The organism is Flavobacterium aurantiibacter (assembly GCF_002251775.1).
GTDB lineage: Bacteria > Bacteroidota > Bacteroidia > Flavobacteriales > Flavobacteriaceae > Flavobacterium > Flavobacterium aurantiibacter.
Genome location: NZ_NOXX01000211.1, coordinates 18,304 through 38,469 on the forward strand (window position 1 = coordinate 18,304; position 20,166 = coordinate 38,469).

Here is a 20,166-nt window from a genome sequence, read left to right on the forward strand (position 1 = left end):
TTGCCACTTCCAAAAATCAGACCACAAAATCTGATTTAAGAAAAAATTGCCTTGTTTTGATTGTGTTCAAGCCCAATATGTCTCTGTAACCGACTCATAGCTTGTTCGTTCATTAAGACTTGCGTTAGTAAAGTTTATTTCGCGAAAACAAATTTAGTTTATGTCTGCATTAGCAACTCAGTTCGACGCCGCTTCAATCGAAGAAAAATGGTACCAGTATTGGATGGAAAACGGTTATTTCAACTCTGTGCCCGATCACCGAAAAGCCTATACCATCGTGATTCCACCACCAAACGTGACTGGCGTGTTGCACATGGGACATATGCTAAATAATACAATCCAAGACGTACTCATCCGACGTGCACGTTTGAAGGGTTTTAACGCTTGTTGGGTGCCCGGAACCGATCACGCATCGATTGCTACCGAAGCAAAGGTTGTCGCTAAACTGAAAGCCGAAGGCATCAATAAAAACGACCTAACGCGTGAGGAATTCCTTGAACACGCTTGGGATTGGACGCACAAGTATGGCGGAGTGATTCTCGAACAACTTAAAAAGTTAGGTGCATCCTGCGATTGGAATCGTACGAAATTCACGATGGATCCCGATATGTCGGCTTCCGTAATCAAATGCTTTGTGGATTTGTATCGAAAAGGTCTGATTTATCGCGGCTATCGCATGGTAAACTGGGATCCGGAAGCTAAAACGACACTTTCCGATGAAGAAGTGATTTACGAAGAGCAACAATCGAAGTTGTTTTACCTAAAATATAAATTTACGGACAGCGACGACTTTTTAACCGTAGCAACTACGCGTCCGGAAACCATTTTTGGAGATACGGCGGTTTGCGTGAATCCAAACGACGAGCGCTACGCAAAGTTTATTGGAAAGACCGTTATTGTTCCGATTGCTAACCGCGAAGTGCCTATTATTTCCGACGATTATATTGATATTGAATTCGGTACAGGTTGTTTGAAAGTTACGCCAGCGCACGACATCAACGACAAGAACATCGGGGATAAATACAATTTGGAAGTCATCGATATTTTTAATGAAGATGCTACTTTAAACAGCTTTGGCTTGCATTATGCCGGCAAAGATCGTTTTGACGTTAGAAAAGCCATCGAAAAAGAACTGCAAGAAAAAGGTTTGTTGCTAAAAGTAGAAAACCACCAAAATAAAGTGGGAACTTCTGAACGAACCAAAGCCGTAATCGAGCCACGTCTTTCCGACCAGTGGTTTTTGAAAATGGAAGATCTAGCTAAGCCAGCATTGAAAGCAGTTTTAGAATCGGATGAAATTAATTTGTATCCAAAGAAATTCGAAAATACCTACCGCCATTGGTTAGAGAATGTTCGCGACTGGAATATTTCACGACAATTGTGGTGGGGACAACAAATACCAGCCTATTTTTATGGCGACGGCAAGCAAGATTTTGTAGTTGCCGAAAACTGGGACGAAGCCTTGCAACTCGCGCGAATAGCTACCGGAAACAACAATTTGAAGCAAACAGACTTACGACAAGATCCAGATGCACTCGACACTTGGTTTTCGTCTTGGTTGTGGCCTATTTCGGTTTTTGGAGGAATAATGAATCCGAATAACGAAGAGTTTAAATACTACTATCCGACTCAAGATTTGGTGACAGCGCCTGAGATTTTGTTTTTCTGGGTAGCCCGTATGATTATTGCCGGTTACGAATTCGTTGGAGAAAAACCCTTTACCGGAGTTTATCTCACAGGTATTGTTCGCGATACGCAACGCAGAAAAATGTCGAAATCACTCGGAAACTCGCCGGAACCGCTAGAACTTATCGAGAAGTTCGGTGCCGACGGCGTACGCGTGGGTATGCTCTTAGCCGGATCCGACGGTAACGATATTTTGTTTGATGAAGCCTATTGCGCCCAAGGAAAAGCATTTGCGCACAAAATTTGGAATGCATTCCGATTAATTAAAGGTTGGGAAGTTTCAGACGATATTCAACAACCGGCTGCTAGTAAAATTGCAATCGACTGGTATCGTGCTAAATTGTCGCAAGCCGTAGTCGAAATCGACGATCACTTCAGTAAATACCGCATTTCCGATGCCATGATGAGCACTTATAAACTCATTTGGGACGATTTCTGTTCGTGGTTGCTCGAAATAGTAAAACCGGGCTATCAACAACCCATTGACAGTCAGACCTTGCAGGCAATCATCGATTTATTGGAAGACAATCTACGCTTGCTCAATCCGTTTATGCCGTTCTTAACTGAAGAAATATGGCACGCGATAAAACCACGTACTAAAGAAGAAGCGTTGATTGTAAATAGTTGGCCAAAGATTACTGGCGAAAACAACGACTTACTCCAGCAATTCGACATTTCTTTTGAAATTGTTAGCGGACTTCGCAGTATCCGTAAAGACCGAAATCTTCCTTTTAAAGACGCGATTCAAGTACAGATCATCAACAAGGAAAAGATTAGCGATAAAACCGATTCTATAATCGCGAAATTGCTAAACATTTCTTCCTTGGAATACGTTTCAGAAAAGCCGGAAAATGCAGCTTCTTTCCGATATAAAACCAACGAATACTACGTAATTTTAGGTGAAAAAATCGATTTAGAAGCCGAACGTGCTAAACTGCAAGAAGAGCTCGAATATTATAAAGGCTTTTTAAAATCGGTTGAAGCTAAACTTTCAAACGAACGTTTTGTTAACAGCGCACCCGAAAAAGTTATTGCTATAGAACGTCAAAAACAAGCCGATGCTTTAGCGAAGATTGCTGTTTTGGAAGAACGCTTAAGCTAGAAGCTAATCTCTTTTAAATAAAAATGCCGTGATAAACGAATTGTCACGGCATTTTTTATTTCATTTTGACTGTGGAAATAGGATTTACTTCTTTATCGCCTCCTCGTATTTTTCGTTTACTTTCTGCCAATTGATGACTTCAAAAAACGCATTGATGTAATTTCTTCGACGGTACTGATATTGCAAATAGTAGGCATGTTCCCAGACGTCTAATGCCAGAATAGGTGTTCCGCTAACCGAAACGCCCGGCATCAACGGATTATCCTGATTTGGTGTCGTAGATATCTGTAGTTTTCCCGCTTTATCAACGCTCAACCACGTCCAACCCGAACCAAAAATAGCCGTTGCTTGATTGCTAAATTCGTTTTTAAAATTCTCAAACGAACCAAAATCTCTCGAAATCGCTAAGGCAAGCGTATCTTTCGGTTGTCCGCCACCTTTAGGTCCCATGATTTCCCAAAATAAGCTGTGGTTGTAATATCCTCCCGCATTGTTGCGCAGATTTTCATCTGCCGAGCTCGCTTTCTTCAGAATCTCTTCTATAGTAAGCTGCTCCATTTCAGTTCCTTTAATGGCTTTGTTGAGGTTATTCGTGTACGTTAAATAATGCTTTGAATAATGATTTTCCATCGTACTTGCGTCTATCGATGGGCTTAACGCATTATAAGCGTAGGGTAATTTCGCCAACTCAAAAGTTCCGGGCTCTGCTCTTACATCATCTGGGCTAGATAAGGCAGCTTTTACTTCTTTTTCAGGTAGTGGAACTTCTACTTCAATGAGCTTTTTCTCGTTACAAGAACTGAGGATAACTGCTAGAATAACTGCTCGTGTAAAAGACTTCATAATTCGCTTTTTAGAATATCTTCAACAACTTGAATATAATTTTTCATGGCATCTTCAACACTCATAGATCTTATCTGCATCCAAGCGTTCGTTTTAAAAGCATTTCGCAAATCGTAATCCGTTTGCATACTTCGGTCTATATTTCCAAAAGTAGCTTGTTTATAAAACGAATATAAACGCAATTGAACGTCTGGAGGCAAATCGGCCTGACGCATCTCCGAAGCTTTCTGAAAAGCCTGTTGAAATCGTTCTTCTAAAGATAAGTCCGACATTATTTTTTGAAAATTACAGTTCTATTTCCTTTTACCACATCTCCGATTTTAACCTGAACGGGAGTGCCTGGAGGCAAAAATAAATCAACGCGACTTCCAAATTTTATAAATCCAGCATCCGATCCTTGAAGCACCATCTGACCTTCTTTGGCGTAGTTCACAATACGTTTAGCTAAAGCACCGGCAATTTGTCGGTACATGATTTCTCCCAGCACTTCATTTTCAATAACTACAGTTGTTCGCTCGTTTTCTGTACTTGCTTTCGGATGCCAAGCAACCAAGTACTTTCCAGGATGGTAAATACTGTGCGTGATTTTTCCGCCTATCGGATAACGCGTCACGTGTACGTTTATGGGCGACATGAAAATCGATACTTGTAATCGATTCGATTTAAAAATTTCAGGTTCGTATACTTCTTCAATAACCACAACTTTTCCATCTACTGGTGCAGTAATGGTATCTAAGGTAGGAATTAAGCTTCGGTTCGGGTTTCGAAAAAACTGAAGAATCAATATCAGAAAAATCAAAAGAAAGCTCTGGATGCCTTTTCTCAGATAAATATTCGGAAAAATGGCTTCAGTTACTAGTATCCCCGCCACAACAATCATGCAGGAGATTAAGATAATTTTTGCGCCTTCTTTGTGGAATGATACGATCATTTTGGGAGAATTTTGTACAGTAAAAATATAAATGGTGCGACAAATATAATACTATCGAGCCGATCGAGTATACCGCCGTGTCCGGGCATGATGTTTCCGCTGTCTTTAACACCAGCAATTCGTTTGAATTTCGATTCTATTAAGTCGCCTATTGTGCCGAAAACACTGATTAAAACCGCTGTTATACCCCAAATAATCAAAGACTTTTGGAAGTGAATGGGTTTTGGTTGCATGTAAAATTTCGAAATCAAAAAAGCAGCAAGTAAAGAGAAGAGAAGTCCACCGAGAAAACCTTCTATTGTTTTTTTGGGTGAAATTCGTTCAAAAAGTTTATTGCGCCCAATCGATTTTCCAACGATGTATGCAAACGTATCGTTTGTCCAAATCAAAATAAAAACACTGATTAATATTTTTGGCTTGTACGTTTTTAGCAAATACACCGAATTGGGATCTTCTTCACCTAAAGCAGTAATATTCATGATACTTATAAAAGGCAAAATAATATAGCCAATTAAAAAAATGTATTTACTTACACGACGCAGCTCGGTGTGCTTGTTATCGAATAGAAAAATCATACTAATCAAGGAAACAAAAAGCGTGATTCCGAGCACAACAATATCAACGTACTGGATATTTACCTTGTAAACAAGCATGTAAGCAGAGCTGCCGTAAATTAAACTCGCCAAAAGTGTTGGAACCAGTGAATGGATGCGAACGAGCTTTGAAAATTCGAAAACCGCTATCAGTAAAAAAAAGTAAAATAATACGAAGAAACTTTCGGTAGAATACAATACAGCCGAGAGTAGGAGCAAGATGTACACCGCTCCAGATAGCGCCCGCTGCAACGTTTCGTTCATACTAAGCGTCCTCTAAAAGAAGCAAATACAAGTTTTTAGCAACGCTTCCGTAGTGAAGAAAATCTTCTTCTTTTGATTTTTCAAAATACGTAAAAGCCATGATGTTGCTCGGGTAGTTTTTGTCGTAGCGCTGCTTGATAGTACGCAAGCTGTCTGATTTTGTTTGAACCAGTTGCGAAGTAGTCGCAAAAATGACAAAATTTGCAGGAAGTTCCTGTGGTTTGTGATGTTTAATTTGGTTGGAAGATAACAATACCGATCCTTCTTCGGCAATTAAATTTTCGCAGCTAGCCAATAAAAATTTGGGATTTGCAGTTTTTTCGTGTGGAATTTTATTCTCATCCAAAAGCGAAAACAGCTTGGGTTCAAAACACATGGCTTCTTGTTCAAACCAATCGTTTTCTTCCAAAATATCTTCAAAATGCGTTTTAACTTCAGCCATATTTTCACAATACAGAAACTTGCCTCCGTTTTTGCGGAATTTCAATGTGAAAAGCTCGTCGGTTGTCAGTCCGGCGTGCAGATTGGTTAGGTCGTCTCCTGGAGTTTCTCCGGAGTTGTCGGTGCTGGAATTAAAAAACTTTTTAAAAATACTCATTTGGCTTTACTGCTCGCAAAAGTTCGTTGCGTCCAAAGATAAAAAAAACTTGTTTCAACTACTGATTGAAACAAGTTTTTATAAAATTAGGAAGGTGTATTCTTACAGCTGTTTATCAGCTTCTTCGGCAGTTTGCCATTGGCGCTGACCAAAAATCGCTTCTAAATCGTCTTTAAAGATCACTTCGCGTTCAATTAAAATGTCGGCCAATTGAAAAAGTTTTTCCTTATTCTCTTCCAAAATAGCAATGGCACGTTGGTATTGCGACTCAATCAAATCGCTAATTTCTTTGTCGATTACGCGTGCAGTATCTTCCGAATATGGTTTCGAGAAGCTGTATTCGGCTTGCCCAGAACTGTCGTAATAAGTAACATTTCCAATTTTATCGTTCAAACCGAATATCGTTACCATTGCACGCGCTTGGCGAGTCACTTTTTCTAAATCGCTCAAAGCTCCGGTCGAGATCGTATCAAATGTTACTTTTTCGGCAGCTCTTCCGCCCATCGTAGCACACATTTCGTCGAGCATTTGGTCGGGTCTGACAATTTGTCGTTCTTCCGGTAAGTACCAAGCTGCTCCCAAGCTTTGACCGCGAGGTACTATCGTTACTTTCACTAACGGCGCAGCGTGCTCAAGCATCCAACTCACTGTTGCATGTCCGGCCTCGTGAATGGCAATAGCACGTTTTTCTTCTTTAGTAATAATTTTATTTTTCTTCTCCAAACCACCCACAATACGGTCAACAGCATCCAGAAAATCTTGTTTGTCCACTGCTGGTTTATTTTTACGAGCGGCAATTAGCGCTGCTTCATTACAAACATTGGCAATATCAGCACCTGAGAAACCAGGAGTTTGTTTTGCAAGAAAATCAGTATCCAAATCTTCTACTTTTTTCAAAGGCTTCAAATGCACTTCGAAAATCTCTTTTCTTTCACGGATATCAGGTAAATCAACGAAAATTTGACGATCGAATCGTCCAGCGCGCATCAAAGCCTTATCCAAAACGTCGGAGCGGTTCGTAGCTGCGAGAACGATAACGTTACTGTTGGTTCCAAAACCATCCATTTCTGTAAGAAGCTGATTCAGCGTATTTTCTCGCTCGTCGTTTCCGCCACTGAACGAATTTTTTCCTCGAGCACGACCTACAGCGTCGATTTCATCAATGAAGATGATTGCGGGCGACTTTTCCTTAGCTTGTTTGAACAAGTCTCGAACGCGTGATGCACCTACGCCAACAAACATTTCCACAAAATCTGAACCAGAAAGCGAGAAAAAAGGCACACGAGCTTCGCCGGCTACAGCTTTCGCGAGTAAGGTTTTACCAGTTCCTGGAGGTCCAACTAATAAGGCGCCTTTCGGAATCTTTCCTCCTAAATTCGTATAGCGTTCCGGGTTTTTTAAGAATTCAACAATTTCTTGAATTTCTTCTTTCGCTCCTTCTAAACCGGCAACGTCTTTAAATGTAATTTTTATGTCGCTTTTTTCGTCGAACAAACGCGCTTTTGATTTTCCAATGTTGAAAATTTGTCCGCCCGGTCCACCAGCACCACCAGCCGACATGCGGCGCATGATATACAACCAAAAGATTACGATTATAATAATTGGGAATAGGAAGGAAAGAATTTCTCCCCAATCACTCCGTTTCTCAAAATTGTAATCCTTTAATTTTTTAGCGGCAACGGCATTTTCAAGATTTTTTTGAAACGTCTCGCCGTCACCGATATCGTCCAGATAAAAATGCGGACCATTAGGTGCACCGAAAACTCCTTTCGCTACATCTTTAAAAGCGGGTTGTTTTAATGCTGCAGCGTTTAAATAAACTTCTGCTTCAGTCGTGTTATAAACTACTACACGATCAATTAAGCCCATTTCGAGGTATTGGCGGAAAGTAGATGTACTAATTTTAGACGGATCCTTGATATTAGTGCTTCCAGTCACGTAGAGGAAGACCAAAAATCCAACTAATGCGGCATAGAGCCACATAGGGTTAAACTTAATTTTTCGCGGCTGCGAATTATTTTCCTTAGACATAAGCCTTTTTTTCTTTAATAATTAGAGGGAATAGAGGTAATCTTGGCGTCCCCCCATAAACTTTCAATGTTGTAATACTCGCGTATGTGCTTCTGAAAAACATGAACTACTATGCTCACGTAATCCATTAACACCCATTCGGCATTCTCTGATCCTTCAACATGCCAAGGCTTGTCTTTCAAAGCACGAGATACCGTTTTTTGTACGGAGTTTACAATGGCGTTTACCTGTGTGTTTGAGTTTCCATTACAAATTACAAAGTAGTCGCAGGCTGAGTTGTCTATTGCGCGCAAATCCAAAATATCAATATCGTTTCCTTTAACCTCTTCGATTCCTTTAATAATCTCTGCTAGTAATTCGTCGTTACCCGTAGTTTTTTTCGCCATCTATTCTTTAAATGTAAGTGCGCAAATTTACCAATTTTTGTTGTTACTTTCGGTCGTTAACACAAGATTAAACGACGTTCATGAGCAACAAGCTAACAGTTATCAAACTAAATGCCATAGATTCGACCAACAGCTTTTTAAAACAACAAACCAAACAAACTTTTGTTGCCAACTTTACGCTGGTTCACGCCTTAGAACAAACCGCCGGACGTGGGCAAATGGGCGCAACTTGGCTGGCCGAAGCTGGTAAGTCGTTAACATTTAGTTTGTTGGTGCGAAAGCCTGTCGAAAAATTTAAACACGATTTTGAATTTCAAATGCTCGTGTCTGTTGCCATTCAGCAAAGCTTAAACAAATTCGGACTAGCAAGTGAAATAAAATGGCCGAACGACATTATGGCAGGCGGCAGGAAACTCGGTGGCATTTTAATCGAACAGCTAAACGACAATCAAGGAAATCCGACTTTTATCGTGGGAATCGGAATAAACGTCAAACAAAGCAATTTCAACGAACTGCCTTCTGCCACTTCTTTGCTGCTAAATGGTGTTGACATTGAAGACGATACGATATTGATGCTTGAAATCCGCGATCAAATAATCGAACTATTCGAAAACAGCAGCGCAGAATCACTAGCCATAATTCGAACGAAATATCTCAGTGTTTTGATGAAATACCAGAAACCGGCCGTTTATCAAGTAAACAATCTTCTTTTTAACGCACTAATACTAGGGGTTTCTCCCGAAGGTAAATTAGTACTTCAGCACGAAAACGACGAAATTCGGGAGTACGGTATCAAAGAAGTGAAAATGATGTACTAAAGTTTCGACATGTTTTCCGACAATGTGTCGATAAACTTCTGAATCGGTCCTTTAACCATCATTGCCATCATAGCATTGAATTCGCCTTCAAAAAACAGTTGAATTCCTGCTTTATCAACACCTAAGTCTTCGATGGCTGCACGTAAAGTAAAAGGCAATTTGTCGCTCGCAGCACCTAAAACAATATGATTTGGAGCTGTTTTTTCCTTCAAACGCAATTTTATTTCAGGCATGCCTTTCAATCCAAAAATAAAGCTATCGGCGTCGGTAACTTCAAATTTGGCAATACTTTCAGGCATCAGTTTCTCAAAATTCTGAATGTCGGTTAACGAATCAAATAAATATTGAGCTGATTTTCCAACTTCGGTTCTAGGGCTTTCTAATTTCATAAAGATATTTTTTATTCCACTTCCATTCCCCAGCCGGCAGGATTAACGCGCCATTCGACTAAAGTTTGTTCTTCGGTTTCAGTTATATATCGTTTGGCAACCGCTAAGGGCAGTAAATGCTCGTAATTACTTAAGGTAAATAAATCAACATTCGATTTTTTAAAATTCGACTTCGCAACATCAAAACCGTAATCGAAAATCGCAGCCATTCCCTTTACTTGAGCTCCTGCTTCGCGTAAAGCTTCAACAGCCATTAAGCTGCTATTTCCAGTACTAATCAAGTCTTCAATAACAACCACATGTTGTCCTTTCTGCAAAAATCCTTCAATCTGATTCTGTCTGCCGTGCTTTTTCGGCTCCGGACGCACATAAACAAAAGGCAAGGCAAGTGCTTCAGCAACAAGTAATCCAATACCAATAGCTCCAGTGGCAACGCCTGCAATTACATCGGGTTTGCCAAATTGCTTTTCAATATTTTTTGCAAATTCCTCTTTTAAATAATTGCGAATAGGAGGAAAAGATAAAGTCACCCGATTGTCGCAATAAATAGGCGATTTCCATCCGGACGACCACAAAAACGGATTTCCCGGATTCAATTTAATTGCATTAATTTGCAGCAAAAGCTCGGCTGTCTTGGCGGCTGTTTCTTTGTTAAAAACCATAGCACAAATGTATAAAGTTTTTGTCAACGATAAACCTCTTTTTTTGACAAACCAAACCCAAAAAGAAACAGATTTCGACCTGTTTTTGCTGGAAAGCGTTGATATTAAAAATCTTATCGTAAAACTATTTCAAGGTAAAGTCGATAAAGCCTTTCTTTATCATCCCGACGAAAAAGAAATGCTTAAAACTCTCAAATCAAAACTGCCTGTACACAAAGCTGCTGGTGGTTTGGTTTATAATAAGAAAAATGAAGTGCTCTTCATCTTCCGAAACGGCAAATGGGATTTACCTAAAGGCGGACTCGAAAAGGGCGAAACCAACGAACTTGCCGCTGTTCGCGAAGTACAAGAAGAAACAGGAATCGATAACCTCATCATCACCGATAAACTTCAAAAAACCTATCACATTTTTAAACGAAACGGACGCTATAAACTCAAAGTTACGCAGTGGTACGAAATGAGAAGTTCGAGTGTTCAGCAACTTATTCCGCAAGCCGAAGAAGGCATCGAAAAAGTAGCCTGGTTAGATGCCCAAGCCTGCGCCGAAGCCTTAAAAAATTCCTTCGAAAACATTAAATTACTTTTTGAAGAGTAGGGCAGCTGCCTCCCTCAAAAATCGTGGTAAAACAAAAGTCATAACGGTCGGCACCGGGCTTTACGCTACAAGCTTTTTAAACTGAGTTCGATATAAAAATTGTGGTCAGAAAACAGATAAATGGTTGAATACAAGGCGGATTTTTGTTGGGATACTGTAGTATCGCAAAAAAATCCAACGAAGTAGGCAGCCGTTTATCTGTTTAGCGTGGCAGCTGTTCATTTAGATTGCTGTTTGATTTTACAATTTGTTGATTTTAAGCGATCTGACAAAGATTTTTAATCGAACTCAGGTTAGTAGCCCGCGGAACCGCGGCGGCCTAAAAAGGCTTTTCGCTGCAATCCCTGCTGCGGGCAATCGTTCCCACGTAACGTTAATTACACCCGAACCGAATCCGGAACCAAGACCGTATAATCGCCGCCATTTCGAATAACATCTCGCACAATACTCGAACTGATGTACGAAGTATTTGCAGCAGTCAATAAAAAAACGGTCTCAATTTTCGATAACTTCCGATTCGTGTGTGCAATTGCTTTTTCAAATTCAAAATCAGCCGGATTGCGGAGTCCACGCAAAATAAAACCCGCTTTTTCTTTCTTGCAAAGCGATACCGTTAAACCTTCGTATGTAATTACGCGCACTTTCGGTTCGTCTGTAAACGCTTTTTGAATAAAATCGAGTCGTTGTTCTAACGAAAACATGTACTTTTTCTCGGCATTTACACCAATGGCAACAATTATTTCGTCAAACAAAGGCAAACTCCGTTTTATGATATCGTAATGTCCGAGCGTTATCGGATCAAAAGATCCCGGAAAAATAGCTTTTCTCATGGCTGTGAATCAGTTAACGCATCGAGTCTTCAATGCTGTTTGTAAATAAATCTTGTAACGAAATGCCAGCTACTGCCGCCTGTTGCGGGATCAAACTCTCTTTCGTTAGACCGGGAATGGTGTTCATTTCCAGCATATACGGCTCGTCGTTTACCAAAATAAACTCGCTTCTTGAAAATCCTTTCATGCCTAAAATCGTATAGGCTTTTATAGCGGCAGCTCGCACTTTTTCGGCCAATTCCTCGGAAATACGTGCCGGTGTAATTTCTTGCGACTTACCTTCATACTTAGCTTCGTAATCAAAAAAGTCGTTTTCCGAGACAATTTCAGTAATTGGCAAAGCTTTTACCTCGCCATCAATTCGTAAAACGCCAATCGAAACTTCCGTTCCATCTAAAAACGATTCGATTAAAACTTCGTGATCTTCTGCGAAAGCAACCTCAAGCGCCTCAGGCAAAGCCGCTTTGTCCTTAACTTTCGAGATTCCAAAACTACTTCCCGATTTATTCGGTTTTACAAAACAAGGTAAACCAACCGTGTCAACAATCGCTTCAAAATCAACGACATCGCCTTTGTTTACATAAAACGATTTTGCCATTTTAATTCCGTACGGACGCAAAACGGCTAATAAATCACGCTTGTTGAACGTGAGTGCGGCCTGATAATAATTGCAGGAATTCTGCGGAATGCCCAACAACTCAAAATACGCTTGCAACAACCCATCTTCACCCGGACTTCCGTGAATGGCGTTAAAAACAGCGTCGAAAAAAATCGTTTCCCCGTCTATTTCCACACTAAAATCACCGCGATTTACAGCAATCTCTCTATGGTCATCAGTAAGATGAAACCAACGTTCGGCAGTAATCACTATCCGATATGGCCGGTATTTCTGTCGATCTAAGGTTTCGTAAACTACGTTGCCACTCTTTATTGAGATTTGGTATTCGCTTGAATATCCGCCCATTATAACGGCGATGTTTTTCATTCGTCTGTAATTGAAGATTAATACGCTTAAAAAAAACACAACAAAAACGCTGCGCTACGATTCGGAAAATACGTATTAAACGCTCTATTTTTTCTTCCAAACGCGTAAACAAAAATATCATTTTTTTCACATCCGTTTCAGTTGTTCATTCTGTATCTTTGCAACTAAAATTTGGCGCATGACCCTTCGGGAATATTTAACTTCAAAAACGTTTTTTGGTCAGCTTTTTCTGGCATTTATAATCACCATTGCTGTCGGATTTCTCTTGCTGCAATACCTGGATTTCTCCACCAATCACGGCGAAGAAATTGCTGTACCCAACTTAGCAAAAATGAGTACCGAACAAGCCGAAGAAGTTTTAGACGATGCGGATTTAGATTACGTAGTTCTCGACACAGTCGACTTCAATCCGGAATTTCCCAAATTTTCGGTTGTTCAACAAGATCCCGCGCCGGGTGAGAAGGTTAAATCAGATCGTAAAATCTATTTGAAAATCAATTCTGGAGGTTACAGCACCATTCGTATGCCCGAATTGGTAGAGAAAACGCTGCGTAACGCCGAAAGTACACTTCAATCAGCCGGACTTACTTTAGGTTCACTCACTTACAAACCGTACATCGGAAAAGACATGGTTCTGGAAGTGAAATGCAATGGAAAAACCGTGAAAGCTGGCGAGAAAATTCTTAAAGGAAGTAAAATTGATCTTGTGCTTGGCGATGGAAGCGGTGGTTTTGAAGACGAAGAAGATACTCAGGAACCAATAGATAGCTTACCATGAGTACAGACGAAATAGCTGAAATTGAAGAAGAAGATAGTTTATTCGAACATTTCAGATTTGAAGTTCCCAAAGGACAAGAATTATTGCGCATCGATAAATTTCTGATGCAAGTCGTAGCCAATACGACCCGAAATAAAATTCAAAAAGCAGCCGATAACGGCGACATTTACGTAAACGATATTCCAGTAAAATCGAACTATCGCGTGAAACCATTTGATGTGGTTCGTATTTTATTACCACATCCGCCATTTGAAAACCGCATTGATCCAGAAGATATTCCGCTCGATATCGTTTACGAAGACGATGCGCTTTTACTTATTAACAAACCAGCGGGCTTGGTAGTTCATCCCGGACACGGCAACTATACCGGAACTCTAGTAAATGCCTTGGCTTTTCATTTTCAAAATTTGCCGCTCAACAGCAGCGAGCGTCCTGGACTCGTGCACAGAATCGATAAAGATACCAGCGGACTTCTAGTTATCGCCAAAACCGAAACAGCAATGACACATTTGGCCAAGCAGTTCGAAGCAAAAACCAGCGAGCGCGAATACATCGCTTTGGTTTGGGGAATCGTCAAGGAAGATGAAGGCACCATAGTTGGTAATATTGCGCGTCATCCGCGCGATCGCATGCAAATGTCGGTGTACGCCGATCCCGAAATCGGAAAACCAGCCATTACGCATTATAAAGTAATTGAACGTTTAACATACGTGACTTTAGTATCGTGTACACTCGAAACCGGTCGGACACACCAAATTCGAGTACACATGAAACATCTGGGACATACGCTGTTTAACGATGAGCGCTACGGCGGAAATCTGATTTTAAAAGGAACGACCTTTACAAAATACAAGCAGTTTGTCGACAATTGTTTTAAAATCTTGCCCCGACAAGCATTACACGCGAAAACCCTCGGTTTTGTGCACCCAACTACCGGCGAAATGATGCGTTTCGACACCGAGTTACCCGAAGATATGCGTTTGTGTATCGAAAAGTGGCGCGGATATGCCAAAAATCACATTGAAGTAGAAGATTAGAAAACAACTCCGACTCAAACAACTATCGTTATGGATTTCGATAAAGTAACCGAGCGATCCTCCAAATACTCCGACCTCGAAAAAAAGTCGGTTGCCGAACTTTTGCAGATTATTAATGCAGAAGATCAGTCGGTTCCAGCCGCCGTTGCCAAAGCTCTTCCACAAATTGAAAAAGTGGTCGAACAAATCGTTACAAGCTTGAAAAACGGTGGTCGTTTGTTTTACATCGGTGCCGGAACTTCCGGGCGATTAGGTATTGTTGATGCCAGCGAATGTCCGCCCACGTTCGGTGTTCCGTTCGATTTAGTAAACGGCATCATTGCGGGCGGAGATCAAGCCATTCGCCGTGCGGTAGAAAACGCAGAAGACAATACGACTCAGGCTTGGATCGATTTACAACGAGAAGGCGCTAAATCGGGCGATGTGGTGGTAGGAATTGCCGCATCGGGAACCACACCTTATGTGATTGCAGGCTTGAAAACAGCCGCCGAAAACGCATTAATTACGGCTTGCATCACTTGTAATGCGGGAAGTCCGTTAGCACGTGCAGCCCAATTTCCGATCGAGGTGGTTGTCGGACCAGAAGTAGTTACCGGCAGCTCGCGCATGAAAGCCGGGACTGCACAAAAGTTAGTACTCAATATGTTGTCGACCACCAGCATGATTCAACTCGGACGTGTTCGCGGAAATAAAATGGTCGATATGCAATTGAGTAACGACAAACTCGTTGATCGCGGCACCAAAATGATCGTCGAAGAAACCGGTATTTCTTACAACGAAGCAAAAGACTTACTCCTAACCAAAGGCAGCGTGCGCAAAGCTGTTGATTATACCAAAGAAAATGGCAGTAAATAAAGAAATTCTGTACAAAGGAGTCGGGAAACTCTTGTGGTCGCTTCCGTGCCTGTTCGTCGGTCCAACAGTTATTCACTTTTCGTTTAAAAATCAACAACAACCACTGTTTCCCGTTATTTTAGCTGTGGGTTGCATCATTTGTGTTGTTGGAATGTTTCTTATTTTTAAAGGGGTTATGACCATCGTTAAAAGTCTAGACTGATGCAAACACTCGATACCCTTAAAAAGCAATTTCTCTATTACAAAACGCTGGCAGAGAAAGCAATGAACCAAATTCCCGAAACAGCTCTTTTCAGTGTACCCACACCCGAATCAAACAGCATTGCCATCATTGTACAGCATTTGTCGGGAAATATGAAATCACGGTTTACTGATTTTCTCGAGTCCGACGGCGAAAAACCGTGGCGCAACCGCGATGCCGAATTTGAATCGCAAATTACCTCGCCTTCCGAACTCTGGGAAGCGTGGAACCAAGGCTGGGATGTGTTTTTCAATTCGTTAAACGCACTGTCAAGCGCCGACATGCAACGCATTGTGTACATCAGAAACGAAGGACATACCGTCGAAGAAGCTTTGCTGAGACAACTTGCACATTATCCGTATCACATCGGGCAAATCGTTTTTTTGGCAAAAATGCTCGTCTCCGATTCTTGGCAAACGCTTTCCATCGCTAAAAACGCAAGTAAATCATACAACGACGAGAAGTTTGAACGCGAAAAAGCCATCAAACATTTCACCGATTCCGAAATAGAAAAACACAAAAAGAATGAAAACTAATTGTATTGTACTCCTTCTTATTCTTTGCCTGTTCAGTAGCTGTTACAACGCCGAACGCAATTGTGCCGACTTCAAAAACGGTAAATTTTCATTTACCTACGAAGAGAACGGAAAAAAACAAACCACCGTTTTTGTGCGTAAAGACAGTATCGAAATCGAGACCTACAAAGGAAAAACCGATACCTCGTCGGTGCGTTGGGTGAACGATTGCGAGTACATCCTGCAAAAGAAGAATCCGAAAAATCGCCAAGAACAAAAAGGCGTAGTCATTCGTATTCTTTCAACTACCAAAAATTCCTATACCTTTGAATTCGGTCTCGTAGGTAGCCAAAACAAGAGTATCGGAACCGCTATTTTACTTGATAACTAAAACTAAATTTTGCTTTAATGATTCTAGAATTACTTTCGAATCCGGCCGCATGGATTGCCCTGTTAACACTAACGTTTCTCGAAATCGTCCTCGGTATCGATAACATCATTTTCATTTCCATAACCACCGGAAAGTTACCTGCCGAACAGCGTAAAAAAGCTACGAAAATTGGTATGTTTCTCGCCATGTTTATGCGTATCACCTTGTTGTTCGGAATCAGCTTTCTCATTGCCATGAAAGAGCCGTGGTTCATAATCAATACCGAACACATCAGCATGAGTATCACTGGCCAAAGCATCATTTTATTGCTCGGCGGACTCTTTTTGCTGTATAAATCAACCAACGAAATTCGCGAAAAAGTAGATGAAAAGGGCGAGGAGGAAAAAGAGTTGAAAAAGTCGGCAGCAAAGTCGTTCGGCAACGTTATTTTTCAAATCATCATGATCGATATAGTGTTCTCGTTCGACTCTATTCTAACCGCTGTGGGAATGACAAACGGTGTCGAAGGAGCATTGTATATCATGATAACCGCTGTTATTATCTCAGTTTTGGTTATGATGCAGTTCGCAGTTCCCGTCGGAACTTTCGTCAACAAACATCCCTCGATCCAAATTTTGGCCTTGTCGTTTTTGGTGCTCATCGGTTTCATGCTCGTTACCGAAGCGGCTCACTTGGCCAATGCCGAGTTTTTCGGAAGTCACGTAACACCTATTCCTAAAGGATACCTGTATTTCGCCATCGCATTTTCACTGCTCGTTGAAGTGCTAAACATGAAGATGAACCGCAGTAAAAAATCGGTTAGCAAAGACGAAGAATAGTTATTTGGGCATTCCGGCGCCAGACGTTAGGTGGAAATACGCAAAGCGCCGTCGGTCTTTCCGCTCAAACAAGCAACTTCAAAAACCGTGGCAGCCTGTCAAGCAATCGGCTTCTTTTAGTCGCCGCTCGCTTTTCGGGCTGCCACCGGTTTTTGCAGTCCCTTGTAACCGCTGCAATACCTAATGCAACAATCGTTCACCCTAAAACGAGCAATCCCGAAATACGTTTCCAGTTACGTTACTTATTCTCGTTCTTCGCTACAAATCGGTTATCGAAATCAAAAGGCAATTGGCGCAGTATTCGACAACGCATGGCAAAATCCGGATGTTTTGTATCAACTAAATAGTTGTATTCGTAAGGTACAACGGCCGAAGGTACTTGTAAAACCAAATCTATTTTGGATTGATACCACCGACTCCCGAGTTTTTGTAAATCGGCGTAAGCATCTACATGACGCCAATTTTCAGGTAGTTTTCTAGGATCTACTCGCGCAAAATCGGTTACATCTATGGCAATTTCTAAAACAACGTATTTTCCTGCTAGCGGCTTCAACGATGTTCCCGCCAGTAGTTCTAATGCGGCTAACGAAATATGCGAAGCGCCGTATAAAACAAATTCATCTTGTCGGTTCCATCTGTTGGCACGACCCGAAGCCTCTAAAGTGCCCGCGTACTTCTCTAAACGAATGTTGTAAACCGTAATCATTACGCATTTTCGCCAAAGGCAAGCGCTGTGAGTTTGTTATCGATAAGGCGAATGCCATTAACAGTGTTCAAGAACTGCTGCGGCGCCACTCCACCCAAGCTAATGTTAGGTGCAGCCAACCACGATTCGAAGGTTTTTACATCTCCAAAAAGTTCTTCGCCGTGTTTGTAAAGCAAGAGTAACATAACGATTTGTTCTTTGGTGTTGGCTTTTAATTTTAGATCTCGGTTTTTCCGGTAGGTTCGAATGGTTTTTGGCGTAATGCTCAACCAATAAGCCAGCGTATCCTCAGTTAAGCTAACTAAATTGTATAAACGTTCCATGAAATTAAAATCGGGCAGGCGTGTTTGCATATAATTGTAAACGGCTGCCGGTTCATGTACTTCTAAACCACTATCTTCCAAACGTTCTTCCATACCCAAAAGTACAATTTATTTTTTGGATTAGTACTTTTTACCTCAATTTTTTTTCCCCACATCTTCTTAACTCTTTCATTACATCTTAACATTATCCAAATATAAAAGTGGTGTTTTCTTAAACTTTTTAAAATATCGCGCTAACTCCCGTCCACAATCCGCGAAGTAGTTTTGCTGCAAACATTCAAATAAGTCTATGAAAACAGTAAAAATTACAAGTCTTGCCCTACTTACAGGTCTGGCTATTACGTCTTGTCAAGATGATGACAACGGTAAATCGGTTAACAGAAAAATTGATTTCAGCTACGAATCTACCACGCCACCATTGGTTACTGCAATGCCAGGATTCGAAGGTTTGGAAATTACCTCGTTGATTTCCAGTACAGATCAATTAGCACAATCACCAACGTTTGTGTATGGAGCACAACCCGACGGTGCTGGTTTTATGAAAGACCCAAACGGAACGGGTTATTTAATGATTACAAACCACGAAATTTTAAAATCGGTTTCGCGCGTAACCTTCGACGAAACTTTAAAGCCCGTAAAAGGTGAATACATTGTTGATGGCGTAGGCGGAATTACACGTTTGTGTTCGGCAACTTTGGCTACTCCAGAATTGCACGGTTTCGGTCCGATTTTCTTAACCGCTGGAGAAAGTGGCGAAGAATCGTTAGTACACGGTATCAATCCTTTTAGTCCATCGAGCGAGAGAAGTCGTCAAGACCGCGTTTTACCTGCTTTAGGACGAGCTTCTATGGAAAATGCAGTGCCTTTAACTAAACGTGCCTACCCGAATAAAACCGTAATTGTAATCGGCGAAGATCAGTCGTACGGAACAAACCACGCTTCGGCAGGTCAGGTGATCATGTACGTTTCGAATACCGTGGGCGATTTAGTAAACGGAAAATTATACGCCTTGAAAAGAAACGACGGCAACCAAGTGGAAATGTCGATGACTGTTGGAAATTCGTATGACATCAGCTTTGTGGAAATTCCAAATGCGCGTACCTTAACGGGAGCACAAATTAACACCAAAGTGAACGAGTTGGGCGCCATTCGTTTTTCTCGTGTGGAAGATGTTGATTACCGCAAAGGAAGTGCGAAGAACAACCGCGAAATTTATTTTACTGCAACCGGCCAAGCAAGTGGCGGAAATCCAGTTGAAGGATACACGATGTGGGGACGCGTGTACAGAATAGTTTTAAACGACAACGACCCGTTAAAAGGTAAATTAGAATTGGTTGTGGAAGGCGATAGTACTCCAGGTACAGGAATCATCAATCCGGATAACATTTGCGTTACCGAGAACTATGTTTACATCCAAGAAGACGGCGACAGTTTTTACGCTGCAGCTCAACACGATTCGTACATCTGGCAATACAACATCAGAACAAAAAATAACAAACCTTGGTTAACCATGAATCACAAGCGTACCGACGCTGCTTGGAACGCTACCTACAACCAATCGGGCGAAATGCGTTTTGGCTCATGGGAATACGGTGCGATGGAAGACATTAGCGATGTTATTGGTGTGCCAAATACATTTTTGGTAAACATTCACCCACACACTTGGCAAAAAGATGCGTTTTTGAACGCCGATGGCAGCGGAACGAACACCAATAAAGAAGGTGGACAAACCGTGATTATCAGAAATGTTGAATATTAGTAGGAACTTGTTGTGAAAAAAAGGCGGACG

The 20,166-nt window shown here is 41.3% G+C and carries 24 protein-coding genes; 11 read left to right on the plus strand and 13 right to left on the minus strand.

Annotated elements, in window-relative coordinates; genetic code table 11:
* Positions 1-160: 160 nt before the first annotated feature.
* A complete protein-coding gene (locus CHX27_RS11555) occupies positions 161-2,788 on the plus strand; it encodes a valine--tRNA ligase (protein ID WP_094486928.1) in 2,628 nt (875 codons plus the stop codon).
* 84 nt (positions 2,789-2,872) lie between these two features.
* On the opposite strand, the gene CHX27_RS11560 is transcribed toward CHX27_RS11555, so the two are convergent.
* The 7 genes from CHX27_RS11560 to rsfS all read right to left on the minus strand — a co-directional run bounded on the left by CHX27_RS11560 (position 2,873) and on the right by rsfS (position 8,434).
* Positions 2,873-3,631 (minus strand): superoxide dismutase, encoded by a 759-nt coding sequence (locus CHX27_RS11560; RefSeq protein WP_094486929.1) that lies wholly within the window; start codon positions 3,629-3,631, stop codon positions 2,873-2,875.
* A complete protein-coding gene (locus tag CHX27_RS11565; protein ID WP_094486930.1) occupies positions 3,628-3,903 on the minus strand; it encodes an acyl-CoA-binding protein in 276 nt (91 codons plus the stop codon). The genes CHX27_RS11560 and CHX27_RS11565 overlap by 4 nt, the downstream gene beginning before the upstream one ends.
* A complete protein-coding gene (locus CHX27_RS11570) occupies positions 3,903-4,562 on the minus strand; it encodes a phosphatidylserine decarboxylase family protein (RefSeq protein WP_094486931.1) in 660 nt (219 codons plus the stop codon). The genes CHX27_RS11565 and CHX27_RS11570 overlap by 1 nt, the downstream gene beginning before the upstream one ends.
* Positions 4,559-5,419, minus strand: a complete 861-nt coding sequence (locus CHX27_RS11575) for a phosphatidate cytidylyltransferase (RefSeq protein WP_094486932.1) — start codon at positions 5,417-5,419, stop codon at positions 4,559-4,561. Before CHX27_RS11575 ends, CHX27_RS11570 begins: the two co-directional genes overlap by 4 nt.
* Before the next feature lies 1 nt (position 5,420).
* Positions 5,421-6,017, minus strand: a complete 597-nt coding sequence (locus tag CHX27_RS11580; RefSeq protein WP_094486933.1) for a lactate utilization protein B/C — start codon at positions 6,015-6,017, stop codon at positions 5,421-5,423.
* A gap of 102 nt (positions 6,018-6,119) precedes the next feature.
* Positions 6,120-8,048 carry an ATP-dependent zinc metalloprotease FtsH gene (ftsH, locus tag CHX27_RS11585; protein WP_094486934.1) on the minus strand — a complete coding sequence of 643 codons (1,929 nt, stop codon included), beginning with the start codon at positions 8,046-8,048 and terminating at the stop codon, positions 6,120-6,122.
* 14 nt (positions 8,049-8,062) lie between these two features.
* On the minus strand, positions 8,063-8,434 hold the full coding sequence (rsfS, locus tag CHX27_RS11590; protein WP_094486935.1) for a ribosome silencing factor: 372 nt from the start codon (positions 8,432-8,434) through the stop codon (positions 8,063-8,065).
* 80 nt (positions 8,435-8,514) lie between these two features.
* Between rsfS and CHX27_RS11595 the strand changes: the two genes are divergently transcribed.
* A complete protein-coding gene (locus CHX27_RS11595; RefSeq protein ID WP_094486936.1) occupies positions 8,515-9,252 on the plus strand; it encodes a biotin--[acetyl-CoA-carboxylase] ligase in 738 nt (245 codons plus the stop codon).
* Here the strand turns inward: CHX27_RS11595 and CHX27_RS11600 are convergent.
* Complete coding sequence (locus CHX27_RS11600; RefSeq protein ID WP_094486937.1) at positions 9,249-9,641, minus strand: orotate phosphoribosyltransferase; 393 nt, start codon at positions 9,639-9,641, stop codon at positions 9,249-9,251. The two genes, CHX27_RS11595 and CHX27_RS11600, sit on opposite strands and share 4 nt — an antisense overlap.
* An 11-nt stretch (positions 9,642-9,652) precedes the next feature.
* Positions 9,653-10,303 carry an orotate phosphoribosyltransferase gene (gene pyrE / locus CHX27_RS11605; protein WP_094486938.1) on the minus strand — a complete coding sequence of 217 codons (651 nt, stop codon included), beginning with the start codon at positions 10,301-10,303 and terminating at the stop codon, positions 9,653-9,655.
* 7 nt (positions 10,304-10,310) lie between these two features.
* Here pyrE and CHX27_RS11610 point away from each other — a divergent pair, with 7 nt between their 5' ends.
* Positions 10,311-10,898 (plus strand): NUDIX hydrolase, encoded by a 588-nt coding sequence (locus CHX27_RS11610; RefSeq protein WP_094486964.1) that lies wholly within the window; start codon positions 10,311-10,313, stop codon positions 10,896-10,898.
* A 377-nt stretch (positions 10,899-11,275) separates the two neighbouring features.
* Here CHX27_RS11610 and coaD read toward each other — a convergent pair whose 3' ends face one another.
* The gene (coaD, locus tag CHX27_RS11615; RefSeq protein ID WP_094486939.1) at positions 11,276-11,728 is read right to left on the minus strand and encodes a pantetheine-phosphate adenylyltransferase; all 453 of its coding nucleotides are present in this window, start codon (positions 11,726-11,728) and stop codon (positions 11,276-11,278) included.
* A 13-nt stretch (positions 11,729-11,741) separates the two neighbouring features.
* Complete coding sequence (locus tag CHX27_RS11620; RefSeq protein ID WP_094486940.1) at positions 11,742-12,713, minus strand: D-alanine--D-alanine ligase; 972 nt, start codon at positions 12,711-12,713, stop codon at positions 11,742-11,744.
* A 178-nt stretch (positions 12,714-12,891) separates the two neighbouring features.
* Here CHX27_RS11620 and CHX27_RS11625 point away from each other — a divergent pair, with 178 nt between their 5' ends.
* Genes CHX27_RS11625 through CHX27_RS11655 form a run of 7 tightly spaced genes read left to right on the plus strand, consistent with a single transcriptional unit; the run spans position 12,892 to position 17,348 of the window.
* The gene (locus CHX27_RS11625; RefSeq protein WP_094486941.1) at positions 12,892-13,491 is read left to right on the plus strand and encodes a PASTA domain-containing protein; all 600 of its coding nucleotides are present in this window, start codon (positions 12,892-12,894) and stop codon (positions 13,489-13,491) included.
* Positions 13,488-14,528, plus strand: coding sequence for an RluA family pseudouridine synthase (locus CHX27_RS11630; RefSeq protein WP_094486942.1), 1,041 nt, complete (start codon positions 13,488-13,490; stop codon positions 14,526-14,528). Before CHX27_RS11625 ends, CHX27_RS11630 begins: the two co-directional genes overlap by 4 nt.
* A 30-nt stretch (positions 14,529-14,558) precedes the next feature.
* The gene (gene murQ / locus CHX27_RS11635) at positions 14,559-15,383 is read left to right on the plus strand and encodes an N-acetylmuramic acid 6-phosphate etherase (RefSeq protein ID WP_094486943.1); all 825 of its coding nucleotides are present in this window, start codon (positions 14,559-14,561) and stop codon (positions 15,381-15,383) included.
* Positions 15,370-15,585 carry a DUF6095 family protein gene (locus CHX27_RS11640; protein ID WP_094486944.1) on the plus strand — a complete coding sequence of 72 codons (216 nt, stop codon included), beginning with the start codon at positions 15,370-15,372 and terminating at the stop codon, positions 15,583-15,585. The genes murQ and CHX27_RS11640 overlap by 14 nt, the downstream gene beginning before the upstream one ends.
* Complete coding sequence (locus CHX27_RS11645) at positions 15,585-16,160, plus strand: DUF1572 family protein (RefSeq protein ID WP_094486945.1); 576 nt, start codon at positions 15,585-15,587, stop codon at positions 16,158-16,160. Before CHX27_RS11640 ends, CHX27_RS11645 begins: the two co-directional genes overlap by 1 nt.
* On the plus strand, positions 16,150-16,530 hold the full coding sequence (locus CHX27_RS11650) for a DNA topoisomerase IV (protein ID WP_094486946.1): 381 nt from the start codon (positions 16,150-16,152) through the stop codon (positions 16,528-16,530). Before CHX27_RS11645 ends, CHX27_RS11650 begins: the two co-directional genes overlap by 11 nt.
* A gap of 17 nt (positions 16,531-16,547) precedes the next feature.
* The gene (locus tag CHX27_RS11655) at positions 16,548-17,348 is read left to right on the plus strand and encodes a TerC family protein (RefSeq protein ID WP_094486947.1); all 801 of its coding nucleotides are present in this window, start codon (positions 16,548-16,550) and stop codon (positions 17,346-17,348) included.
* A 238-nt stretch (positions 17,349-17,586) separates the two neighbouring features.
* On the opposite strand, the gene CHX27_RS11660 is transcribed toward CHX27_RS11655, so the two are convergent.
* Both CHX27_RS11660 and CHX27_RS11665 read right to left on the minus strand, forming a co-directional pair.
* Positions 17,587-18,054 carry an RES family NAD+ phosphorylase gene (locus CHX27_RS11660; protein ID WP_094486948.1) on the minus strand — a complete coding sequence of 156 codons (468 nt, stop codon included), beginning with the start codon at positions 18,052-18,054 and terminating at the stop codon, positions 17,587-17,589.
* Positions 18,054-18,470: an antitoxin Xre/MbcA/ParS toxin-binding domain-containing protein gene (locus CHX27_RS11665; protein ID WP_094486949.1), complete on the minus strand. Its 417-nt coding sequence runs from the start codon at positions 18,468-18,470 to the stop codon at positions 18,054-18,056. Before CHX27_RS11665 ends, CHX27_RS11660 begins: the two co-directional genes overlap by 1 nt.
* Positions 18,471-18,666: 196 nt before the next feature.
* Between CHX27_RS11665 and CHX27_RS11670 the strand changes: the two genes are divergently transcribed.
* Positions 18,667-20,136: an alkaline phosphatase PhoX gene (locus CHX27_RS11670; RefSeq protein WP_094486950.1), complete on the plus strand. Its 1,470-nt coding sequence runs from the start codon at positions 18,667-18,669 to the stop codon at positions 20,134-20,136.
* The last annotated feature ends 30 nt before the right edge of the window (positions 20,137-20,166 follow it).